The sequence below is a fragment of the Acinetobacter lwoffii genome (assembly GCF_024129685.1).
In the GTDB taxonomy this organism is placed as follows: domain Bacteria; phylum Pseudomonadota; class Gammaproteobacteria; order Pseudomonadales; family Moraxellaceae; genus Acinetobacter; species Acinetobacter lwoffii_X.
The window spans coordinates 57,757-80,528 of record NZ_JAMXXL010000011.1 but is presented as its reverse complement, the minus strand read 5'-3'; the positions used below and the strand labels follow the sequence as shown (position 1 = coordinate 80,528).

General features: G+C 44.0%; 25 protein-coding genes and 1 tRNA gene. 16 read left to right on the top strand and 10 right to left on the bottom strand.

The features are described from left to right. Window positions 1-55 precede the first annotated feature (55 nt). The 7 genes from NI464_RS07500 to NI464_RS07470 form a co-directional block, all read right to left on the bottom strand. The gene (locus NI464_RS07500; RefSeq protein ID WP_253138087.1) at window positions 56-979 is read right to left on the bottom strand and encodes a CysB family HTH-type transcriptional regulator; all 924 of its coding nucleotides are present in this window, start codon (window positions 977-979) and stop codon (window positions 56-58) included. A gap of 53 nt (window positions 980-1,032) precedes the next feature. Further along, window positions 1,033-2,094 (bottom strand): sulfate/molybdate ABC transporter ATP-binding protein, encoded by a 1,062-nt coding sequence (locus tag NI464_RS07495; RefSeq protein ID WP_004279078.1) that lies wholly within the window; start codon window positions 2,092-2,094, stop codon window positions 1,033-1,035. An 11-nt stretch (window positions 2,095-2,105) separates the two neighbouring features. Beyond that, window positions 2,106-2,999 carry a sulfate ABC transporter permease subunit CysW gene (gene cysW, locus NI464_RS07490; protein WP_004279077.1) on the bottom strand — a complete coding sequence of 298 codons (894 nt, stop codon included), beginning with the start codon at window positions 2,997-2,999 and terminating at the stop codon, window positions 2,106-2,108. After that, window positions 2,996-3,829, bottom strand: a complete 834-nt coding sequence (gene cysT, locus NI464_RS07485) for a sulfate ABC transporter permease subunit CysT (protein WP_253138086.1) — start codon at window positions 3,827-3,829, stop codon at window positions 2,996-2,998. The genes cysW and cysT overlap by 4 nt, the downstream gene beginning before the upstream one ends. Before the next feature lie 85 nt (window positions 3,830-3,914). Continuing rightward, window positions 3,915-4,520, bottom strand: coding sequence for an RBBP9/YdeN family alpha/beta hydrolase (locus NI464_RS07480; RefSeq protein WP_253138085.1), 606 nt, complete (start codon window positions 4,518-4,520; stop codon window positions 3,915-3,917). 32 nt (window positions 4,521-4,552) lie between these two features. Next, on the bottom strand, window positions 4,553-5,566 hold the full coding sequence (locus NI464_RS07475; protein ID WP_004731673.1) for a sulfate ABC transporter substrate-binding protein: 1,014 nt from the start codon (window positions 5,564-5,566) through the stop codon (window positions 4,553-4,555). A gap of 175 nt (window positions 5,567-5,741) precedes the next feature. Continuing rightward, window positions 5,742-6,749 carry a sulfate ABC transporter substrate-binding protein gene (locus tag NI464_RS07470; protein ID WP_005265774.1) on the bottom strand — a complete coding sequence of 336 codons (1,008 nt, stop codon included), beginning with the start codon at window positions 6,747-6,749 and terminating at the stop codon, window positions 5,742-5,744. Between the two features lie 160 nt (window positions 6,750-6,909). Here NI464_RS07470 and pabC point away from each other — a divergent pair, with 160 nt between their 5' ends. The 4 genes from pabC (at window position 6,910) to NI464_RS07450 (ending at window position 9,897) form a co-directional block, all read left to right on the top strand. Then, window positions 6,910-7,722 carry an aminodeoxychorismate lyase gene (pabC, locus tag NI464_RS07465; RefSeq protein ID WP_005247525.1) on the top strand — a complete coding sequence of 271 codons (813 nt, stop codon included), beginning with the start codon at window positions 6,910-6,912 and terminating at the stop codon, window positions 7,720-7,722. Between the two features lies 1 nt (window position 7,723). Then, window positions 7,724-8,782, top strand: coding sequence for an endolytic transglycosylase MltG (gene mltG, locus NI464_RS07460; protein WP_253138084.1), 1,059 nt, complete (start codon window positions 7,724-7,726; stop codon window positions 8,780-8,782). A 2-nt stretch (window positions 8,783-8,784) separates the two neighbouring features. Beyond that, on the top strand, window positions 8,785-9,384 hold the full coding sequence (gene tmk, locus NI464_RS07455) for a dTMP kinase (protein WP_004279070.1): 600 nt from the start codon (window positions 8,785-8,787) through the stop codon (window positions 9,382-9,384). A gap of 96 nt (window positions 9,385-9,480) precedes the next feature. Continuing rightward, on the top strand, window positions 9,481-9,897 hold the full coding sequence (locus NI464_RS07450; RefSeq protein ID WP_164542957.1) for a PaaI family thioesterase: 417 nt from the start codon (window positions 9,481-9,483) through the stop codon (window positions 9,895-9,897). Window positions 9,898-10,005: 108 nt separating this feature from the next. Here the strand turns inward: NI464_RS07450 and nadB are convergent, their stop codons facing one another. Continuing rightward, window positions 10,006-11,640: an L-aspartate oxidase gene (nadB, locus tag NI464_RS07445; protein ID WP_171260815.1), complete on the bottom strand. Its 1,635-nt coding sequence runs from the start codon at window positions 11,638-11,640 to the stop codon at window positions 10,006-10,008. Window positions 11,641-11,869: 229 nt separating this feature from the next. On the opposite strand from nadB, the gene NI464_RS07440 reads away from it, so the two are divergent. From NI464_RS07440 to NI464_RS07390, 11 genes are all read left to right on the top strand, one after another. Next, window positions 11,870-13,255: a Do family serine endopeptidase gene (locus NI464_RS07440; protein WP_005247518.1), complete on the top strand. Its 1,386-nt coding sequence runs from the start codon at window positions 11,870-11,872 to the stop codon at window positions 13,253-13,255. Window positions 13,256-13,375: 120 nt separating this feature from the next. Further along, window positions 13,376-13,828 (top strand): acyl-CoA thioesterase, encoded by a 453-nt coding sequence (locus tag NI464_RS07435; RefSeq protein ID WP_004645622.1) that lies wholly within the window; start codon window positions 13,376-13,378, stop codon window positions 13,826-13,828. 250 nt (window positions 13,829-14,078) lie between these two features. Further along, entirely contained in the window at window positions 14,079-15,896 is a 1,818-nt protein-coding gene (gene lepA / locus NI464_RS07430) for a translation elongation factor 4 (protein ID WP_253138083.1), read from the top strand. 20 nt (window positions 15,897-15,916) lie between these two features. Beyond that, window positions 15,917-16,744, top strand: coding sequence for a signal peptidase I (lepB, locus tag NI464_RS07425; protein ID WP_219308929.1), 828 nt, complete (start codon window positions 15,917-15,919; stop codon window positions 16,742-16,744). Between the two features lie 23 nt (window positions 16,745-16,767). Beyond that, entirely contained in the window at window positions 16,768-17,139 is a 372-nt protein-coding gene (locus tag NI464_RS07420) for a DUF4845 domain-containing protein (RefSeq protein WP_004279063.1), read from the top strand. Then, complete coding sequence (rnc, locus tag NI464_RS07415; protein ID WP_004279062.1) at window positions 17,111-17,809, top strand: ribonuclease III; 699 nt, start codon at window positions 17,111-17,113, stop codon at window positions 17,807-17,809. Before NI464_RS07420 ends, rnc begins: the two co-directional genes overlap by 29 nt. Next, complete coding sequence (gene era, locus NI464_RS07410; protein ID WP_004279061.1) at window positions 17,809-18,837, top strand: GTPase Era; 1,029 nt, start codon at window positions 17,809-17,811, stop codon at window positions 18,835-18,837. Before rnc ends, era begins: the two co-directional genes overlap by 1 nt. A 36-nt stretch (window positions 18,838-18,873) precedes the next feature. Continuing rightward, a complete protein-coding gene (locus NI464_RS07405) occupies window positions 18,874-19,071 on the top strand; it encodes an NF038104 family lipoprotein (RefSeq protein ID WP_004645619.1) in 198 nt (65 codons plus the stop codon). 11 nt (window positions 19,072-19,082) lie between these two features. Further along, window positions 19,083-19,793, top strand: coding sequence for a DNA repair protein RecO (gene recO / locus NI464_RS07400; protein ID WP_253138082.1), 711 nt, complete (start codon window positions 19,083-19,085; stop codon window positions 19,791-19,793). Window positions 19,794-19,806: 13 nt separating this feature from the next. Then, a complete protein-coding gene (gene pdxJ / locus NI464_RS07395) occupies window positions 19,807-20,532 on the top strand; it encodes a pyridoxine 5'-phosphate synthase (RefSeq protein ID WP_164542953.1) in 726 nt (241 codons plus the stop codon). Between the two features lie 13 nt (window positions 20,533-20,545). Beyond that, complete coding sequence (locus tag NI464_RS07390) at window positions 20,546-21,199, top strand: MiaE family protein (protein WP_005247503.1); 654 nt, start codon at window positions 20,546-20,548, stop codon at window positions 21,197-21,199. 195 nt (window positions 21,200-21,394) lie between these two features. Here the strand turns inward: NI464_RS07390 and NI464_RS07385 are convergent. Further along, window positions 21,395-21,470 (bottom strand) — tRNA-Asn (locus NI464_RS07385). Window positions 21,471-21,706: 236 nt separating this feature from the next. Here NI464_RS07385 and NI464_RS07380 point away from each other — a divergent pair. Next, window positions 21,707-22,162, top strand: coding sequence for a hypothetical protein (locus NI464_RS07380; protein WP_005103793.1), 456 nt, complete (start codon window positions 21,707-21,709; stop codon window positions 22,160-22,162). A gap of 35 nt (window positions 22,163-22,197) precedes the next feature. Here NI464_RS07380 and NI464_RS07375 read toward each other — a convergent pair whose 3' ends face one another. Next, window positions 22,198-22,635, bottom strand: coding sequence for a PaaI family thioesterase (locus NI464_RS07375; RefSeq protein WP_005265764.1), 438 nt, complete (start codon window positions 22,633-22,635; stop codon window positions 22,198-22,200). Window positions 22,636-22,772: the final 137 nt, after the last annotated feature.

Below are 22,772 nucleotides of genomic sequence, written 5' to 3'. Positions count from 1 at the left end.
AAAATAAAAAAGAGGCGATGTAGCCTCTTTGATTAAAAACTTAAAATACTGCAATTTATTCGTCTGGATAAGCCACTTTTTTCAGTGCCTTAATATCTGCGTCTGGTGAGCAGAGGGAAATAAACTCGTAGCCATAACCGCGTAATAAATGACCTTTACGCACTGCAATCCAAGTGGTATTTATGCCGAAAATATCGGTTTTAATCTGCTTTAAGCGGTAATCACGCTCCGGGTCATAGGCCACATCGTTGACAATGCCGACACCCATATTCATTTCTACATAGGTCTTGATGACATCGGCATCAAGTGCGGACATCACAATATCCACATCAAAACCAGCTTCTTCAAAGGCGGTATCAATCTTGGAGCGACCGGTAAGACCACCGTGATAGGTAATAATCGGGTAGTGCGCCAGATCTTCGATGAGCACGTGTTCCTTACTTGCCAGTGGATGATTCTGCGGGGTAATAATACTATGCTGCCAGTTATAATAAGGCACGCTGGCCAAATTATCTTCAGTGGTGAGTGCTTCGGTCGCAATACCGATATCCGCTTGACCTTGCAGCAGCATTTCCGTGATTTCAACCGGGCTGGCCTGTTGCAAAATCAAATGTACTTTAGGGAATTCTTTTTTGAATTGGCTGACAATTGGTGGCAACACATAACGCGCCTGGGTATGTGTGGTAGCAATGGTCAATGTGCCTTCATCGACTTTATTGAAATCATCCGCCAGACGTTTGATATTGTCGGCATCGACCAGCATGCGTTCCACAATGCCTAAAAGTGCCTGACCCGGTTCGGTTAAGCCCAATAGGCGTTTACCTTTACGGATAAAGAGCTGTACCCCCAATTCATCTTCCAGATCTTTAATATGCTTACTTACCCCCGACTGCGAAGTATAAAGCGCAGCGGAAGCTTCAGTTAAATTAAAATTTTGTCTAACCGTTTCTCGTATAATTCTTAATTGTTGGAAATTCATAATTCTCTTACCCTAGAAGAGGATGGGGCATTTTAAAGCCCCATCTTTTGATCTTAAGCGACCTGGTTTTCAAATAAATGCAAGTTCACCGCACTTAACCAAACAGTTTGATTTGGGCGAAATTGATGCGCTCTCGCTTCATCCGGTGTTAGTAAAATTTCGATCAGGTTGCCTTGACGGTCATTTAGCTCTGCAACTACTTTACCCGCGATCCATAATTCACGAATGAAGGTCGCTTGAATGGCATTGTCGTGTGGCTGTGCATGAATGCGTAGCTCATCTGGGCGCGCGAATAAAATCACTTCACCTTGAGCGGCATTTTTTGCACCCTCGAATTGAATGCGGTCTTCACCGAGCTGAATAAGGCCGCCATGGTTCTGACCTTCAAAACGGTTCGCCTGACCCAAAAAGTCGAATACAAATGGAGTTTTCGGGGTTTCATAGACTTCACGTGGAGATCCGATCTGTTCCACATTGCCTTTGTTCATTACTACGATCTGATCTGCAACTTCAAGCGCTTCTTCCTGATCGTGTGTTACGAAAATAGAAGTAATATGCAATTCGTCATGCAGGGTGCGTAACCAGCGACGCAGCTCCTTACGGACTTTGGCATCCAGTGCACCGAAAGGTTCATCCAGTAACAATACGCGCGGTTCAACTGCCAAAGCACGTGCCAAGGCAATACGCTGGCGCTGACCACCAGAAAGTTGAGCTGGATATCGGTCAGCCAGGAAACCAAGCTGAACCAAGTCGAGCAAACGAGTCACACGTTTCTTGATTTCTGCTTCCGATGGACGGGTTTTACGCGGACGAACACGCAGACCAAAGGCGATATTGTCAAATACCGTCATATGACGGAACAGGGCATAGTGCTGGAATACAAAGCCAACTTCACGCTCACGCACATGCACATTGGTGGCATCCTGACCTTCTAAAATCACTTGGCCGCCATCCGCAGATTCCAGACCGGCAATAATCCGTAGCAAAGTGGTTTTGCCACAACCAGATGGGCCAAGAAGCGCGACCAGTTGACCATCTGGAAAATCCAGCGAGATATTTTTCAGTGCATGGAATGCACCAAAGTGTTTTTCAATATTTTGTACTTGAATACTCATGTGGGCATTCCTTAAGAAACTGTTGAATCTTCATTACGTTTGTCTTGTTTTTCCTGGCGCAGTTCCACCCATGTTTTTAAAATCAGGGTTACAATTGCGAGGAGAGCCAGAAGCGAAGACACGGCAAACGCAGCACTAAAGGTATATTCGTTATAAAGAATTTCGACGTGTAGCGGTAAGGTGTTGGTTTCACCACGGATATGGCCGGAAACCACCGACACCGCACCAAATTCACCCATAGCCCGCGCATTACACAGAATCACGCCGTAGATCAGACCCCATTTGATATTGGGCAGGGTCACTTTCCAGAAAGTCTGCCAGCCAGATGCACCGAGTACAATCGCAGCTTCTTCTTCTTCGGTCCCTTGTGCTTCCATTAACGGAATCAGCTCACGTGCAACAAAAGGTACCGTAATGAAGATAGTCGCCAGGACAATCGCAGGCACCGCATAAAGGATCTTGATATCATGATCCATCAGCCAGGAGCCCATCCAGCCTTGGGTACCAAAAATCAGCACCAGCATCATACCCGCGATCACAGGTGAAACCGAGAAAGGGAGATCAATAATGGTGGTCAGGAAGGATTTCCCCGGAAAGTTGAACTTCGCCACAGACCAGGCTGCCGCAACACCAAATACGACATTGAGTGGTACCGCGATTGCAGCAGTCAGCAAGGTAAGTTTCACTGCCGACAGAGTATCCGGATGCACCAGTGCCTGTGTATAGACACCAACTCCCTGTTTAAAGGCTTCCACAAATACCAGAATCAAGGGCAGAATCAAGCAGCTTAAAAAGAAAATCAGCGCAATAGTGAGCAGCGTATAGCGTACCCAAGTCGGCTCGCGGGTTGCATCACGGGATTGCAGCTTTTCAGCCAGCGCATTGCTGTTGGTATTTAAACTCATCGCGCAGTTCTCCCGGTACGACGGCTGGCCCATGCTTGTAATAAGTTAATCAGGAATAGCATCACGAAGGAAATCAGTAGCATGACGACAGCAATCGTGGTTGCACCGGCATAGTCATATTCTTCTAGGCGAGAAATAATCATTAGCGGTGCAATTTCCGTTTCAAAAGGCTGGTTACCGGCGATAAAGATGACTGAACCATATTCACCGACACCACGGGCAAAGGCCAAAGCAAAACCAGTGATCAGTGCAGGCAGCAGAATTGGAAAAATCACTTTGGTCAAGATCTGAAAACGGTTGGCACCCAGTGCAGAAGCCGCTTCTTCCAGTTCAGTTTCCAGATCACTCAGTACCGGTTGGACGGTACGCACCACAAAAGGCAGGCCAATAAAGATCAATGCCAGTGTAATACCAATCGGGGTATAAGCGACTTGAATGCCAATCGGTTCTAAATATTGACCAATCCAGCCGGTCGGTGCATATAAAGAGGTCAGGGCAATACCCGCAACCGCAGTGGGCAAGGCAAAAGGCAAATCTACCAGGGCATCGACAATACGTTTGCCCGGAAAGCTGTAACGTACCAGACACCACGCCAGTAACAGGCCAAATACTACATTGACCAGTGCAGCGACAATGGCTGCGGTGAAGCTTAACTGCAATGATTTCAAGATACGTTCAGAGCTCAGGATTTCCCATAAGCCATCCCAACCAATGCCCAGTGATTTAATAAAAACAGCTGACAGCGGGATCAAAACGATTAATGACAAATACGCTAGGGTAAAGCCTAGAGAAAGACCAAATCCTGGCAGCACTCGGGATCGCTGCGACATGATTACTCCTCAAAAGAGAGAATGCTGATTAAAAATAACCAGCGAAATTAGAAAATAAATTTGGCACAAGCATAGTTTGCAGCGACTAAAATGCAAATTTAAAATAACACTTGCTCTCATCAACTTTGCTGATATGGGGCATAGTGTTTTCTGAAATCAAATAGTGTTCAATTTCAGGAAAAGGGCCAAAACCAGAAGCGACATTGACATGACCGACTGCACCCAGATTAATTGGTTTGATTTTCCAGGTTTGGGCCAGTATGTGGGCATCTTCAAAACTTAACCAGGGATCATTTTCACTGATCAATAACGTGGTGGGTACCTGAAGCTTGAGCCGTTGAAAATAGGTGCTGTAGTCAGTCTGACTGTCGCGCGAAAAACCATTTTCCCCAAATCGTGCCGGATTAGCTGGTGCCACCAATAGCAGATTTTTTACTTTTGCATTGAGTTCGGGATGTTGGGCAAGGGCCGCAATACTGGTCAGACAGCCAAAGCTGTGTGCGACAATCTGAACCTCTGCTGGAATGGCTTGCAGAGTTTTGACAAATTCTGCTACCCAGATATCCAGTACCGGATGATTCCAGTCCTTTTGCTGCACACGGGAGCATCGCATCAGCCGGTGCTGTAAGCAGGTTTGCCAGTGGTTGTATTCACTGCCACCTACACCAGGAACGATAAGCGTATGAATCATGTCGATGCTCCTATATCAATCAGCTTGGAAAATTATTTCGCGCTGTTGGCTTTAACGATCTGGTCAAATACACCACCATTTTCAAAGTGAGCCTTTTGTACTTTGTTCCAGCCGCCAAATTCCTGATCAACCGTCACCAGTTTTAATGGCTTAAATACTTGGCTGTATTTGGCCAGTACTTTGGCATTACGTGGACGATAATAATGTTTACCTGCCAGGTCTTGACCCAATGGCGAATACAGGAAGTTCAAATAACCTTGAGCCAAGTGCTGGTTGCCTTTTTTCTTGGCATTTTTTTCTACAATCGCCACCGGTGGCTCAGCCAGAATCGACAGAGAAGGGGTAATAATTTCAAACTTGCCCGGCTGTTCGCGAAGGGCTAAATGCGCTTCGTTTTCCCATGCGAGTAAAACATCCCCAATGCCACGTTCAGCAAAGGTCGTGGTTGAACCACGTGCCCCGGAATCCAGAACTTTGGTATTTTTATAAATTTTACGAACAAATTCTTGCGCAGTCTTATCGTTGCCGCCCGCCTGATGTTTGGCCCAAGCCCAAGCTGCCAGATAATTCCAGCGTGCACCGCCTGAAGTTTTCGGGTTTGGGGTAATGATTGCTACGCCCGGTTTGACCAGATCACCCCAGTCCTTAATCTCTTTCGGATTGCCTTTACGCACCAGGAACACGATGGTTGAAGTATAAGGCGTCGAGTTTTGCGGCAATTTCTTTTGCCAGTCCGCAGGTAACAGTTTAGCTTTTTCTGCCAGCACATCAATATCGGCAGCCAATGCTAACGTTACGATATCTGCATCCAGACCATCAATCACGGCACGTGCCTGTTTGCCTGAACCGCCATGCGATTGCTTGAAATTGATTTTTTGACCGGTACGGCTTTCCCAATATTTGCCAAAATTCTTATTTACATCTTCATACAGTTCACGGGTCGGATCATAGGATACATTGAGAAAATCACGTGCTGCTGCACCAAATGAGGTTGCCGAGATAACAGCTGCTAAAACCCCAAGTTTTAATGTGTTTGAAATGCTCATCTGGACTGAATCTCTGATATGTTCTGTAACATAAGCGCAGAATAAACTTATTCTTTATGCATAAAAAATAATTAAAAATGAATTTTATATGAAAAAAAGAGATAAATAAGCTCTTAAGTGTTTGAAATAAGAATGGCCTTATGAATAAAGGCCATAATGAACTGCATTTAAAGTATTATTTTGCGTGATTGGCTTTGACAATCTGATCAAACACACCGCCATTGTCAAAATGCTGTTTCTGAACCTTGGTCCAGCCACCAAATTCTTTATCAATGGTGACCAGTTTTAAGGACTTGAATACGGTACTGTATTGCTTTAATACATTCGCATTACGTGGACGGTAAAAGTTTTTCGCCGCCACAGTCTGTCCAGCAGGTGAATAGAGGTAATTTAAATAGGCTTTGGCCAGATGTTCATTACCATCTTTCTTGGCATTTTTTTCTACGATTGCCACGGGTGGTTCAGCCAGAATAGACAGAGAAGGAGTAATGATTTCAAATTTTCCCGGCTGTTCGCGGACGGCCAAATGTGCTTCATTTTCCCAAGCCAGTAATACATCCCCAATCCCGCGTTCAGCGAAAGTCGTGGTAGCACCACGTGCACCCGAATCCAGTACTTTGGTTTGTTTGTAGATTTGACGGACAAAGTCTTGTGCTTTGGCATCATTGCCACCTTTCTGGTGTTTGGCCCACGCCCAGGCAGCCAGATAATTCCAGCGTGCACCACCTGAAGTTTTTGGGTTCGGGGTAATAATGTCTACGCCTGGTTTAACCAGATCTCCCCAGTCTTTGATTCCTTTTGGATTGCCTTTACGTACAAGAAAAACGATGGTTGAAGTATAGGGTGTCGAATTCTGCGGGAATTTCTTTTGCCAGTCTTTAGGCAGCAAACCACGTTCTGCAATTTCATCAATATCTGCTGCCAGTGCCAGTGTTACAACATCTGCATCCAGACCATCAATCACCGCACGTGCCTGTTTGCCTGAACCGCCATGCGACTGTTTATAATTGACTTCCTGGCCAGTGGTTTTTTTCCAGTAAGCACTGAATTCTTTATTAAAGTTGTCGTACAATTCGCGAGTCGGGTCATAAGACACGTTCAGGAAATCTTTTGCTGAAACGCTTAAGGCGCTTGCTGAAAGTAGCGCTGCCAGTACCCCAATTTTTAATTTACGCGTGTTCATTTTTTGCCTCAAGTTTTTTAGCTTTTGTTAGATGAGGCAAGAATAGCTTGAGATTTTTTGCATAAAAAATAATTAAAAAAGAATTGGATGTGAGTAAAAAAGATATATAGGTGAAGCCTGAATCTGACTGCTCAATTTTTCATTTTAGAGGCTGCAAAATATGCTGTATTTAAAAAATGCCCAACAGGTCAGCCAGATAGATGTGCTGGATCGTGGCTTTCATTATGGTGATGGCTGTTTTACCACGGCCCGGATTCGGCATAACCGGATTGAATTATATGATCGTCATCTGGCACGTTTGCACATTAGCAATCAGAAATTAAGCCTGAATGCCAATCTTGATCTGATTGCAGAAAGCTTACAGATTTTACGTGCATCAGAACATGAACTGAATGGCACATTGAAAATCGTGCTGAGTCGTGGAATTGGTCAGCGCGGTTATAGCTTGCCGGATCATCCTGCAGATCTCTGGCTATTTTATTATCCTCAAACCGTACAGGATTTTAAGTTTGAGCAGATTCAAAGTGGCATTTTACAGCAGGCATTAGGACTGACGATGCCGAGTCTGGTAGGGCTAAAAACCTTAAACCGTCTAGAGCAGGTTTTGCTGAAACAGGAAGCAGATCAAAGCGGCTGGCCTGAGGCCCTGGTGACAGATGTACAGGGCGGTGTTGTCGAAGGGGTAAGCAGTAATTGTTTCATTCGTATAAACAATACATGGATTACGCCGGAACTTCGTTATAATGGCGTCTTCGGTGTCATGCGTGCAGAAATTCTACAACGTATGCAAGATCAGGGAATTAGCTGTCAGCAACGCTGTATCGATATGGATGAAATCAACCATATTCAAAGCCTGTTTTTCTGCAATGCACTCAGCCCGATGAAAATTGTCACGCAATTTGAGCAGCGAACCTTGGATGGCGATGCTTGTATTGAAATTTTTAACCGTCTTCGATTGAACCAGATGTCTTAATATGTCAGCTTCCAAACCTAAAGCCAAAAAGAAAAATAAAGCGAGATTCTCCTCATCTTTCAAAGGAATTGCCTTGGTCCTGATGGGGATTGCTTTGATCTTGGCGTTGATCCTGAAAAGCAGTTTGTGGAAGGAGTATCCTGTCGAAGGAAAAAAACAGCTGCTCGCGATTGAATCTGGTCAAACCTATTCCGGTTTTATTGATCGTCTGGCCAAAGAAAATCAGGTGAGTTTTCCGATCATTCTCAAGCTGTATCAGCGCATCATGATTCATGACAGCATGAAAGCGGGCGTGTATGAAGTGCGCCAGGGCATGAGCATCCGTCAGGTCTTGGAGATGATTTCCGATGCAGACAATGCCCAGATGAGCCGGATTCTGGTGATTGAAGGAACGACTTTTAAGCAACTGATTGATGCCCTGAAGAAAAATGATCTGGTCACCAAAGAAGTGCTGCATCTGCCTACTGAGCAATTACTCAAAGAACTGAATATTCCGTTTTCACATCCTGAAGGGCTGTTTGCACCGGATACTTATTTCTTTGCCAAAGGTGAAACTGACCGTAAAATTCTGACCAATCTTTATCAGCGACAGATGGAAGCACTGGATGAGGCGTGGGCGAAACGTGCAACTGATCTGCCATATCAGAATAAATATGACGCGCTGATTATGGCATCGATTATTGAAAAAGAGACCAGTGTAGATCGTGAATTGGAACAGGTTTCTGGGGTATTTGTACGCCGTTTAAAAATTGGCATGCGTTTACAGACCGATCCAACAGTGATTTACGGAATGGGCGATAATTATAATGGCAATATTACCCGTAAAGATTTACGCACACCGACGCCGTATAACACCTATACTATTTCAGGTTTGCCGCCAACGCCAATTGCCTTGCCAAGCAAGAAAGCCATTGAAGCAGCCATGCATCCGGATAATTCTGACAACCTGTATTTTGTCGCTACCGGTAATGGTGGACATAAGTTCACGAGCAATCTGAATGACCACAATAAAGCCGTACAGGAATATCTGACGATTTTACGCTCGAAAAATAAGGAATGAGTATGTTTATTAGCTTTGAAGGCACAGAAGGTGTAGGTAAAACCACGCTCATTCGTTCGATCTATGAAGATTTTATCGCCCAGGGCAAAGATGTTATTTTGACTCGTGAACCCGGTGGAACCCCGATGGCTGAGCAGATTCGCTCGCTGTTGCTGGCTGTGAACCATGAAGAAGCCATGGCGCATGATACCGAGCTGTTATTGATGTATGCGGCGCGTGCCCAGCATCTGGCACAAGTGATTCTGCCCGCATTAGAAGCTGGGAAAATTGTGTTATGTGACCGTTTTAGCGATGCCAGCTTTGCCTATCAATGTGCAGGTCGGGGTCTGAGCGAAACCAAGTTGCAGTTACTGAATGACCACTTTGTCGCACGCATGCCGGACATCACGTTCTGGTTAGAAGCACCTATTGAACTGGGGATGAACCGAGCACGTGAACGTGGTGCGCTGGATCGCTTTGAACAGGAAAAAGTCACTTTCTTTGAGAAAGTGAGAGCGGGATATGAAACTTTATGGCAACGTCATCCTGAACGGATCAAACGTCTGGATGCAACTCAAACGCCTGAGCAGGTATTTGAGCAGGCCTTAAGTTATTTAAAATAAGCTTGGAATTAAAATACTTTTTATTTAATTTTTCTCTAGGTTTATCTGTGAAGAATCTTCTATATTAAGACTGATATAGAAGATTTTTTTAATAAGATGAAAACGACCAAAACAGAGATAGAACAATTTTTACAACAAGAATTTCCACAAAGCCTGGAGAAGTGCCGGATTGAAGCCATTTCTCCGCGTGGAGCCACTCTACTTTATCAGGTGAGATCAGAGGAGTTGCGTCCAGGCGGTACCGTTTCTGGTCCAACCATGATGACCTTGGCGGATTTTGCTCTTTATGTCGCCATTCTGGGTGAAATTGGATTGGTCGGTTTGGCCGTGACCACTAACTTGAATATCAATTTTTTACGTAAACCTTCTGGTGGAACGGATATACGGGGAGAATGTAAGCTGATCAAGGTCGGCAAGGCACTGATCGTGGGAGAAGTCTGGATTTATTCGATAGATCATGAAGAACCTGTGGCGCATGTGACCGGAACATATTCAATTCCACCACAACGTTAAATATTTGAAATTAGAAGACTGGCTATAAATAGCCTAAGCTGACTTTGAGCAAATAAAAATCTAAAAAGAAAAGGAGATATCATCCAAGGATGTTATCTCCATCGACTTTTAACAATTCACCAAAGGCGTTTCCACTTCAAAATTTGGTGGGACGAGGACTGTTTTGCGTAATTCTGGTAGCAGCTCGGGATAATCCAGGGTGAAATGCAAACCGCGAGATTCTTTACGGTGCATGGCGCAGCGCACGATCATCTCGGACACCAGCACCAGATTGCGCAGCTCGATCAGATTTTTGCTGACCTGGTAATCCTGATAGTACTCGGTAATTTCTTTTTTCAGCATTTCAATACGATGTAGCGCACGTTCCAGGCGTTTGGTCGTGCGGACAATGCCAACATAGTTCCACATGGTCTGACGTAGCTCATCCCAGTTTTGCAGAATCACGACATCCTCATCCGGGTTGGTCACCTGAGAATCATCCCAAGCTGGAACTGCAGGAGCTGGCTGATCGGCCTTGAAATTTTCCTGAATGTGCTTGGCTGCACTCATTCCATAGACAAAACATTCTAAAAGTGAGTTACTGGCCATACGGTTAGCACCATGCAGGCCAGTATAAGAGGTTTCCCCAATCGCATAGAGTCCGGCAATATCTGTCTGGCTATGTTCATCGACCACAACACCACCGCAAGTATAATGGGCTGCCGGAACAACTGGAATCATGTCTTTGGTAATATCGATTCCTAGTTCAAGCAGACGGGCATACAGGGTAGGGAAATGCTCTTTGACAAAGCTTTCATCTTTATGGGTAATGTCCAGCCAGACATGACGTATACCGAGACGCTTGATTTCATAGTCGATAGCACGTGCCACAATATCACGCGGTGCGAGTTCGGCTCGTTCATCAAAACGCAGCATAAAGCGTTCACCATCGGGCAGACGCAGATAAGCGCCTTCACCACGCATTGCTTCAGTGATCAGGAAAGAACGTGCTTGCGGATGATACAGGCAGGTCGGGTGAAACTGGTTAAATTCCATGTTGGCGACCCGGCAGCCGGCACGATAAGCCATGGCAATACCATCACCCGTGGCAATGTCGGGATTTGAGGTGTAAAGATAAGCTTTCATAGCACCGCCACAGGCAAGGGCGGTAAATGGAGCCAAGAAGGTATGCACTTTTTCAGTTGTTTCATCCAGGGCATATAAACCCAGCGCACGATTATCGCCGTCTAAACCGAGCTTTTGTGAACAGATCAGGTCAATCGCAATATAATTTTCAAAGATTTTAATATTCTGTTTTTCTTGGGCCCGTTGTACCAAGGTGGTGGAAATGGCACGACCAGTCGCATCGGCCGCATGAATAATTCGGCGCTGTGAATGACCACCTTCACGGGTGAGATGTAACTGTTCCTGTTCATCCAGAGTAAATTGCACGCCGTGTTTCAGCAGGAAATCAACTGAAGGTTTGCCACCTTCTACCGTCTGTTTAACCGCATCCATTTCACATAGCTGTGCGCCTGCAATCATCGTGTCATCAATATGCTGTTCAATTGAGTCCATTTCATCCAATACTGCGGCCACGCCGCCTTGAGCATAAAAGGTACTGGCATCTGTCAGGGTGGATTTCGCTAAGACTGCAATATTAAAATGATCTGGGAGCGATAAGGCTAAACTTAAACCAGCACCGCCACTGCCCACAATAATGACGTCAAATTGATGGGTAAGGGATAAATTAGACATGTCCATCAGCTAATTTTAAAAAAGTTTGGTAATAACAGCGCTTTTTTGTACAAAAGGCAAGCGTTGAAGTGCTCATTTATTGATGAAAAAAATTAATCAAAGCCTTAACTTAATGCTTTAATAATGAGATATTGCCCAGAATAAAGTATTGAAACATATTATTACTTAAACTTTACAGTGTTTGTGATAAAACCTATTTACATAAATTTATCAATAATTTGAGTGAATAATTTATATGAAAATTCTAGACTTAAAAAAAGGATTATTTGCAGCCACTCTCACCATGAGTGCTGCACAGTTGCAGGCTGTAACGCCGGTTGATTTTTCAAATCTGGTCGAGCAGGTCAGTCCTGCAGTGGTCAGTGTCAATGTCGTTAAAAAAATGAGCGAAGAAGAGCTCTTACAACAACAAGTGCCGGAAATTCTGCGCCGCTTTTTTGGCAATCAGGTGATTATTCCGCAGCAGCGTATGCCACAGGAAAAAACCGGTTATGGCAGTGCATTCTTTATCAGCAAGGATGGCTATCTGCTGACCAATCATCATGTGGTTGAAGATGCTTCCAAAGTCACCATTACCCTGAATGACCGTCGGGAAATTGATGCCACTGTTGTTGGGAGTGATGCACGAACTGACGTAGCTTTGCTTAAAGTTAATGGCTCGAATTTTCCAGAATTACGGACAGGGGATGTAGGACGCTTACGTGTTGGTGAGCCTGTACTCGCAATTGGTTCGCCATTTGGTTTTGATTATTCAGCTTCTGCCGGAATTGTCAGTGCCAAAATGCGTAATATGATGGGTGAAACTGCAGTACCTTTCATTCAGACAGATGTAGCATTGAACCCGGGTAACTCAGGTGGCCCTCTGTTTAACCAGCGTGGTGAAGTGGTTGGAGTGAACTCACGGATCTTTAGTGGAACCGGTGGGTATATGGGTTTGTCCTTCTCGATTCCGATTGATGTGGCAATGGAAGTTGCAGATCAACTGAAGAAGAATGGTAAAGTGACCCGCTCTTATCTGGGCGTAAGTTTACAGGATATCGACCGTAACCTGGCCGAATCTTATAACCTGCCTAAACCAGAAGGTTCTCTGGTAACTCAGGTTGCACCAAACTCTCCGGCTGCACGTGCAGGTCTGCGTGCCAGTGATGTCATCTTGAAATACAACGGTACCCCAATTTCACGTACCAGTGAACTGTTGAACTATCTGAACCGTACTGCACCTCAGCAGCAGGTACAACTTGAAATCTTGCGTGATGATAAACGTCGTAGTATTGCAGCGACTTTAAGTGCGGCACCAGATGATACCCCGGCAAAAGCAGGCACACAGGCTCAACCAAACAAAGGACCAGTGATCGGGGTTTCAATTCGTGACTTAAGTCCAGCAGAGTTGGCGAGTCTGGAAATCAAAGGCGGTGTGGTGATTCAGGATGTACGTCCGGGTGGTATTGCAGCACAGGCACGAATCATGCCGAATGATGTGATCACTCAAATTAATAACCAGACAGTACTGAATTCAAATCAGTTTGTGCAGGAGGTGTCTGAACTGAAAAAGGGTAGCATCGCGCGCGTGACCTTGATTCGTCAGGGGCAGCTTGCGGTGGTCGGGATGCGTATCTCATAAAATTGCTAGATTTTTGTGAAAGACCGCTTGTATAAGCGGTTTTTTATTTTTTGCAATTTACCCCAGCGATAAATTCGGTAGACTCTATAGCCTTAAAATCATGGAAAGGATAACAGCAAAGTGAGTGGTATTTTTGATCTTTCTTTAAAGGTACAAGCCAAACATATTGATGGTTTGGGTCATGTGAACAATGTGGTCTATGTGCAATGGATGCAGGATGTCGCATCAGCTCATATTGAAAAACTGGGCTTGGGACTCAAGCAATATGTAGAGCTGAAACATGCCATGGTCGCAGTTGAACATCAGGTGCAATATCGCAAGGCAGCTTTTGAAGGAGACGAGATTATTCTGCGCACTTGGCTGAATGATATCAATGCCCTGTATTCCTTTAGACAATACGCATTTTATCGACCACAGGATCAGACCCTGTTGTTTAACGGCAGTACGCAATGGGCTTGTATCGAAATGGCCACGGGGCGTCCAAAACGTATGTCACCAACTTTTACTCAGGCTTATCAGCCACTTTCAGAGCATGTAAATCCTTTTGACTTTTCAACTTTACATCTGGATTAATGAGGCAACATTTTCCAGTTTGATCAGTACACTTTGATAATATTGAGGAAGAAGTGGAGCTGGGGAGCTATTTTCTAATCATGGTGATCCAGATTTCATCTGACTGAGGTGTACGCGACCTAGGGAATAAAGGAAAAAATATAATTCTTTTTCTAGATCACCATTCTGCTATAATCCTTCGCAATTTCTATTCGGCTTTTGTTATGTAATATTTTTAAATTACATAGCGTGTTTTTTCTCAAGGTAACCCATGGCGCAAGCTAAAAAATCTGTTGATATTAAAAACATTCGTAACTTCTCGATTATTGCGCACATTGACCACGGTAAATCGACCCTAGCGGATCGCTTTATTCAAACTTGTGGCGGCTTGCAAGATCGTGAAATGCAGGCTCAAGTCCTTGACTCAATGGAGCTTGAGCGCGAACGTGGGATTACCATTAAAGCCACTTCGGTAACCTTGTACTATACGCATCCCAACGGTCAAGAGTATCAGTTGAACTTTATTGATACACCGGGACACGTCGACTTCTCGTATGAAGTCTCACGCTCCCTTGCTGCCTGTGAAGGTGCCTTGCTGGTTGTAGATGCTGCGCAGGGCGTAGAAGCACAGTCTGTTGCTAACTGCTATACCGCAATTGAACAAGGTCTGGAAGTACTTCCGGTACTGAACAAGATCGACTTGCCGCAAGCTGAACCTGAACGTGTCATTCAGGAAATTGAAGACATTATCGGGATTGAAGCCACAGAAGCGCCGACCTGTTCTGCAAAAACAGGTTTAGGTATTGAAGGTGTGCTTGAAACACTGGTCAATGTAATTCCTGCACCTGAGGGTGATCGCGAAGCGCCATTACAAGCGCTGATTGTGGATTCATGGTTTGATAACTACCTGGGTGTAGTTTCTCTGGTTCGGGTCAAGCAAGGTCGAGTGCGTAAAGGCGACAAGATGTTGATCAAATCAACTGGTCAAACGCATATTATTACTTCTGTAGGTATCTTTAACCCGAAACATACTGAAACCGGTATGCTGGAAGCGGGTGAAGTTGGTTTTGTCATTGCCGGTATCAAAGATATTTTCGGTGCGCCAGTCGGTGATACGATTACCTTAGCAACCACACCTGAAGTGACAACATTGCCGGGCTTTAAAAAGGTGAAACCACAGGTTTATGCTGGTCTATTCCCGATTGATGCCAGCGATTTTGAACCTTTCCGTGAAGCATTGCACAAGCTGCAAATCAATGACTCGGCTTTGTTCTTTGAACCTGAAAGTTCAGATGCGCTCGGTTTTGGTTTCCGCTGTGGTTTCTTGGGCATGCTGCACATGGAAATCGTACAGGAGCGTCTGGAACGCGAGTATGATCTTGACCTGATTTCTTCTGCGCCAACCGTAATTTATGAAGCGGTGATGAAGAATGGTCAGACGATTTATATCGACAGTCCATCCAAAATGCCGGATGGTTCAACGGTTGAAGATTTACGTGAACCGATTGCTGAGTGTCATATTCTGGTACCGCAAGAATACTTGGGTAACGTCATGACGTTATGTGTTGAGCGCCGTGGTGTGCAAAAAGACATGAAGTTTATGGCGAATCAGGTTTCCATTACTTTCGAAATTCCAATGGCCGAAGTGGTCATGGACTTCTTTGATAAATTGAAGTCTTGTTCACGTGGTTTTGCATCACTGGACTATAACTTTGTCCGTTTTGAAAGCTCATCTTTAGTCAAAGTAGATGTCTTGATCAATGGGGAAAAAGTCGATGCCTTGGCGATGATCTGTCACCGTAATGATGCACGTCATCGTGGTATTGCGCTGGTTGAAAAAATGAAAGACCTGATTCCACGTCAAATGTTTGATGTGGCGATTCAGGCTGCAATTGGTGCACAAATCATTGCCCGTTCGACTGTAAAAGCGATGCGTAAAAACGTATTGGCGAAGTGTTATGGTGGTGACGTGTCACGTAAGAAAAAACTTCTGTCTAAACAGAAAGAAGGTAAGAAACGCATGAAACAGGTGGGTAGTGTAGAAATCCCGCAAGAAGCGTTCTTAGCCGTATTAAAAGTCGAACGCTAAAATAATAAGGATATAAGCCCATGGATTTTGATTTTAATTTGATTCTTGTGCCTGCGACCCTGTTTTTTGTTGCAGTGTGGTTGCTAGACAAGTTTGTTTTGAAACAAAGACAAACCCGAGGCAAAGGCCATGAGAATTTCATTATCACCTGGGCTTATGACTTTTGGCCGGTACTGACGATTGTGCTGGTACTGCGTTCGTTTTTATATGAACCTTTTAATATTCCATCCGATTCGATGGTGCCGACGCTGGAAACCGGTGATTTTATTCTGGTGAATAAATTTGACTATGGCATCAAACTGCCTATGGTCAATACCAAAATTATTGATACCGGCAGTCCAGAACGTGGTGATGTAGCGGTATTTCGTTATCCACCGCAACCGACTATCAGTTATATCAAGCGTATTGTCGGCTTGCCAGGCGATCATATTGTTTATGATCATGGCCAGTTGAGCATTAATGGTGAAAAAGTAGCGAAAGTTCCAGTAGAATTTAGCCGCGAAAAAGACCGTTTAGATACACCGACAGCTATTTATCATAAAGAAACCCTGGGCGAGCATACTTTTACCATGCGTGAGCTGGAAGGGGTGAATGTTGCTCGTCAGGCACCTTATATTAACTATCTGGAAAATGGTAAATATTCAGGTGAAAATGGTTTATATTGGGAAGTGAAAGTGCCAGAAGGTCATTACTTTGCGATGGGGGATAATCGCGATCAGAGTGCTGACAGTCGTTTCTGGGGGCTTGTTCCGGAAGAAAACTTAACAGGTCGTGCCTTCTATATCTGGATGCATAAAGAACCTGGCTTTAAATTGCCATCGTTTGGTCGAAACGGAACAATCGATTAATTGTTTCAATCAGGAAAATAAAAATGAGACATCAACAAGGTGCTTCTTATATTGGGGTTTTAATTGCAATCGTGGGCTTTGCATTTCTTGCAAAAGTGGCGATTGCGGTGTGGGGACCATACTTCGATGATCGTATGGTAGATGGTGAGATTGAGGCGCTGTTAAAAAGTGCTCCAGCCAATATAACGCCAGAAAAATTCCGTCAACAGATGAGTCAGCGTTTAGAAATGAATAATATTCGTGATCTAAAGTTTGACGAAATTGCCAAAGTTACCAATACCGATGGTTTACAGGTGCACAAGAATTATGAAATTCGTAAAAATTTCATAATGAATATCGATTTAGTGATGAAGTTTGAGAAAGAGTTTGATCAAAGCACAGTCAAAGCTAAATGATGAACGTCTTGCCAAACGGATCGGCTATCAGTTTAAACAGGCTGATTTGCTGAAACTGGCATTGACTCATCGTTCAGTCAGTCATAAACACAACTACGAGCGCCTGGAATTTCTGGGCGATTCTCTTTTAGGGATGATCATTGCGAATTATCTTTTTAATGCCTATCCAAGCGAAAATGAAGGCCGGTTGACGCGTATGCGTGCAACCCTGGTTCGTCAGGAAGCATTAGGAAAAATCGCCAATGATTTAAAACTGAGCCAGAATTTAATTCTCAGTACCGGTGAATTGAAATCTGGTGGTCATCATCGTGAGTCTATACTGGCAGATACAGTAGAAGCCATTATTGGCGCAATCTATGTCGACTGCGGTGATCTCACTGTGCTAGAACCGATTGTGTTAAAATGGTACGAGCCCTATTTAGATCATATTGAGCCGACAGATCAGCTTAAAGATCCTAAATCTCGCTTACAAGAGTATTTACAAGCACGTAAGAAACCTCTCCCAGTTTACGAGGTTGTAGATATTCAAGGTGATGCACCCAATCAGCATTTTAAAGTGGAATGCCAGATTGCGGGATTACCGACTATGCAAGGCGAAGGCGCGAGCCGGCGTTTTGCTGAACAAGCCGTTGCGGCGGATATTTTGAAACTTTTGGAGCATAAGTCTTAATGACTACTCATTCCGATCACATTGATGCTGATCACGAGTCGCAAAGCGACAGTCACGACCTTATTAGTCAATTTTTTAGTGCACAAGGCACCGAAATCCCATCGGATTATCGCAGTGGTTTTGTTGCTATTGTAGGTCGCCCGAATGTGGGTAAATCTACCTTAATGAACCATATTCTGGGTCAGAAGCTTTCGATTACCTCACGTAAACCGCAAACCACACGTCATAAAATCGTGGGGATTGATTCACGTGAAAAATCTCAGGCGGTATTTGTTGATACACCGGGGATGCATAAAAAAGAAGTCCGTGCCATCAATAAAATGATGAACCGTGCGGCACATTCGGCTTTGCGTGATGTAAACCTGGTTTTATTCGTAGTGGATGCACAAAAGTGGACGCCAAACGATGACCTGGTTCTGGAAAAGCTGAAAAATGCTGAAATGCCAGTGATTCTGGTGATCAACAAGCTGGATACTTTTGAAAACAAGAACGAAGCTCTGCCGCTGATTCGTGAACGCGAAAAGCTGATGAACTTTGCAGAAATTGTACCGGTATCTGCACTTCGTGGTGCCAATCTTGAACATCTACGTGACACGATTGCCAAGTATCTTCCATTCCAGCCACCCCTGTATTCACTGGATCAACTGACCGATCGTTCAGAGCGTTTCCTGGCATCTGAAATTATCCGTGAAAAGATCATGCGTCAGCTGGGTGAAGAACTTCCATATGATTTGACCGTTCAGATCGAATCATTCAAAACTGAAGAGCCGGTCTTGAATGAAAAAACCGGTCGTATGAAAGCAGCCTGTACCTATATTGATGCCACGATTTTTGTTGATCGTCCGAGCCAAAAAGCCATTGTGATTGGCGAAAAAGGTGTCAAACTGAAAAAAATCGGTATGGATGCGCGTCTCGACATGGAAAAAATGTTCGAGCAAAAAATCATGCTGACCCTTTGGGTGAAAGTCAAAGGTGGCTGGTCTGATGATGAGCGTGCATTAAAAAGCTTAGGTTATAGTGATATCTAAGCGATAAGAATATAAGCCCCCTCGAGGAATTCTGTGATGATGAAAGTGTTGGCAGTGGTTGCATGTGTTTTATTTCTGCAAGGCTGTATTCATAAAGTGGTCACGGTTCCTGTCAAGGTGGCTTATAAAACCACAAAAGTCGCAGTCAAAGGCACTGCGGCTGTTGTGGGAGCAGTGATCCCGGATGGGGATGACGAAGAAGATGATAAAAAATCAAAAAAAGATAAGGATTAAAGTACCCGCTTATGCGTAATGAAGTACTGCATGGCTATCTGATTCATCATCGTAAGTACCGTGAACGCAGTCATATTGTGCATTTATTTACTCAAGAATATGGCAGGGTAGATGGTATTCTCAGGCAAATGCCACCACCGCAATATCAGCCTATTCGTTTGCAGGCTTCGGGTAAATCCGAACTCAAAAATTTTACTAAACTGGAAATTGTTAATCAGCCGATTTTCTTTTTTGGCGATGCCTTTTTTTCGGGTTTTTATCTGAATGAAATCCTGTTGCGGTTATGTCCTTTAGAAGTCGAAATGCCGCAAACTTTTGCCAAATATGCTGAGACTTTGACTGCATTGCAGCAGTTATCCGCACAATCCAATCCAAATTTATATTTAAAACAGATCTTGCGCCAGTTTGAGCATGTTTTGTTGGAAGAACTCGGTTATGGTCTGGATTTTTCGGTAGATGCCAATCAGGCGCAGATTAATCCTGAGCAACATTATTATTTTCAGCTCAATGCTGGCTTTATGCCATCGGCTAAGGCCTTGCGCTCCACTATCTCCGGTCAACAGATTTTAAGCATGTTGACGCATGAAAATGGTGGGGATTTTAATCCGGAACAGTTACAATTACTGACGAAACTGTATCGACAGGTGATCACGGCTTTGCTCGGTGATCGACCATTGAAAAGTCGACAACTCTGGATTCAAAACTCTCAATCTCAATCATAGTTAGGAAAAAATTATGGCTGCATTACTTGGTGTCAATATTGACCATGTCGCAACTTTAAGACAAGCACGTGGTACGACGTACCCAGACCCAGTCAATGCTGCATTGATCTGCGAACAGGCAGGGGCAGAAGGTATTACCTTGCACTTGCGTGAAGACCGTCGTCACATTCAGGATGACGATGTACGTCGTATGCGTCCTGCGTTAAAAACCCGTATGAATCTTGAGTTGGCGGTAACTGATGAAATGATCGCCTTTGCCAAGGAAATTAAGCCACAGCATGTTTGCTTTGTTCCTGAGAAACGTCAGGAAGTGACCACTGAGGGTGGTTTGGATGTCGTGGGTAATTTTGATGCTGTAAAAGCAGCGACTCAAGAGCTGGCAGCCATTGGTTGTGATGTATCTTTATTTATTGATGCCGATTTTGCACAAATTGATGCAGCAGTTGCTTGTGGTGCACCGACGATTGAGATTCACACAGGCGCCTATGCCGATGCAGAAACTCCAGAAGCGCAACAAGCGGAACTGGAACGCATTGTGAAAGGTGCTGAATATGCTGCATCTAAAGGTTTGGTGGTAAATGCGGGCCATGGCTTAAATTTGGATAACGTGACGCCGATTGCTGCGATTCCACAGATTCATGAGCTCAATATCGGTCATTCTTTAATTGCGGATGCGGTATTTGTTGGTCTGGCACAAGCGGTTCAGCAAATGAAAGCCGTGATTAAGTCAGCGCGTTAAGATTAGAGTAATTATGTCGAATATTAATTATGATGAACTGATGCAGCCGGTGATTGCTTTCCTCGGTTGTGAAACACCGCAAGCATGGCTGGATATGGCGGTCGAAAATCTTGAAATCTTGATGCAAGATCATGCCAACTGTGAAAAAAAAGCAGCCAGCACGGCCATGAACCTGATGTTTCGCTATAGCTATTTTGTTGATCTACAGGTGAAGCTTGCACAGCTGGTGCGTGAAGAAATGCTGCATTATGAGCAAGTGCTTGAATTGATGAACAAGCGCGGTCAGGCTTGGCAAAACTTGAGTGCAGGGCGTTATGCCGGTGGTTTGCGTAAGGAAATCCGGACTTTTGAACCTGAAGCCTTGATTGATGTCTTGGTGATTGGTGCCTTTGTAGAAGCGCGTTCCTGTGAGCGTTTTTACGCGCTTGCTTCGCGTGTTGATGATGAATTGGCACGTTACTACCGCTACCTGCTCAAGTCCGAATCTCGGCATTTTGAAGACTATCTGGCTTTGGCGATGGATGTGGCTACCACAGCGAAACTGAAAAATCCGAAAGAGGATATTCAGGAGCGAATCCTGCATATTCGTGAAGTTGAAAAACAGCTAATTCTCACGCCTGATGAAACTTTCCGTTTTCATAGCGGTGTTCCGGCTCAAGCGGCTTAATCTCGGTGACAGCTTAAAAATCCTCCATCTATGGGGGATTTTTTATATCTCGAAATTTTAAAAGAGGGGTATTTATATATCGAGTTTTATGAGGGATTGAAAATAATTATTCATTTTAAATAGTTGAAAATAACAAGCCGTCAAATTTTAAGTAATAAAAAAGCCCACTTCATGATGAGTGGGCTTTCTTGAATTTGGCTCTCCAACCTGGGCTCGAACCAGGGACCTGCGGATTAACAGTCCGTCGCTCTACCGACTGAGCTATTGGAGAATCTGAAAGCGATTATAGAGAGATTTTGACAGGGGTCAAGCAAAAATTATCATATTTATTATAAATACAGCCTGTCTGTTTTTAATTTAGGCAATTGCATAAATTTCACGAAAAATACTTGTCAGAATAAATTTCACTTGCTAGATTAAAACCATAAAGTCGTTTGACCAAATGGTCAAACAGTGTGGATTTAAACCTACTTGCCAGCACAAAAATGGCTAAACCGGAGACAGCGAATGAATACGCTCAGCATCCCTCAAATTTTCTCTCAACTGGCTTATTATCAAGAAAACTATCTTCAAATTATTGCTGATCCTGCACAGTATTATATCCCGGTTAAAGACGCTCATATCACGCTATGGCCCTTGGCGCAAAAATCACTTTATTTAGGTGATTTGCTGCAATTATGGTTTGCAGAAAAATGGTTGGTAGAAACTGAACGTCAATTTAACTTTGAAGTTTTCCTGAATGCAGACTATCTGAAAGAGCAAGACAAAGATCTTTATATCTATGCCATTTCTGGGAATCTTTTGACGGGAACCAATCAGTCTAAAGCGTGGCAAGCCTCAATAACACAAACACAAGATGTGGAATTAGCCAATGTTTCCAAGCATTATTTTGAGTTTCAAGGCTTAACTCGACCACGCTTGTCATTTGTTGAAGCGGGGCAGGCGAAAAGCAGTATTATTTAAATGAATTACCTGATGAGTTGTGCAGGCTAGCAATTTCATTCAGTCCGAATAATCATACAGGTCGCAGTGGCATGAGCATACAGGCGACCTTCTTCATCCAGAATCTGACCTTCAGAAATACCTAAATTTTTACTGAGATTAATTGATTTTCCTACGGCTTTCAGTGGCTGATTCTGAGGTATGGGGCGGCACATCTTTACATTCAGATCAATGGTGCCATAACCGACACCTGCTTCAAGTAAAGTATGAATCGCGCAGCCTGTCACGGTATCCAAAACGGTTGCAGCAAAACCACCATGGACGCCGCCAAGCGGATTTAAATGTCGATGATCAGCTTTTACCTTAAATTCTACATGTCCGCTTTTAATCACTGCTGGTTGCATCGACATGGTTTCGCTAATACTTGGGGCCGGGATTTTTTCATCACGCATCGCTTCCAGTAATGCTAAACCGCTCATTTCTTTTGGGTTCATTGTAATTTTCCTGTCATTATTCTTGAGTTGTTGAGATTTAATTCAAAATTGTGACATCGATAATAGCAATCTGGTATAGGAATGGCGGATTATTTTGTAAGAAGTACATTGCCTGCACCTGAGTAAAATCATTTTTA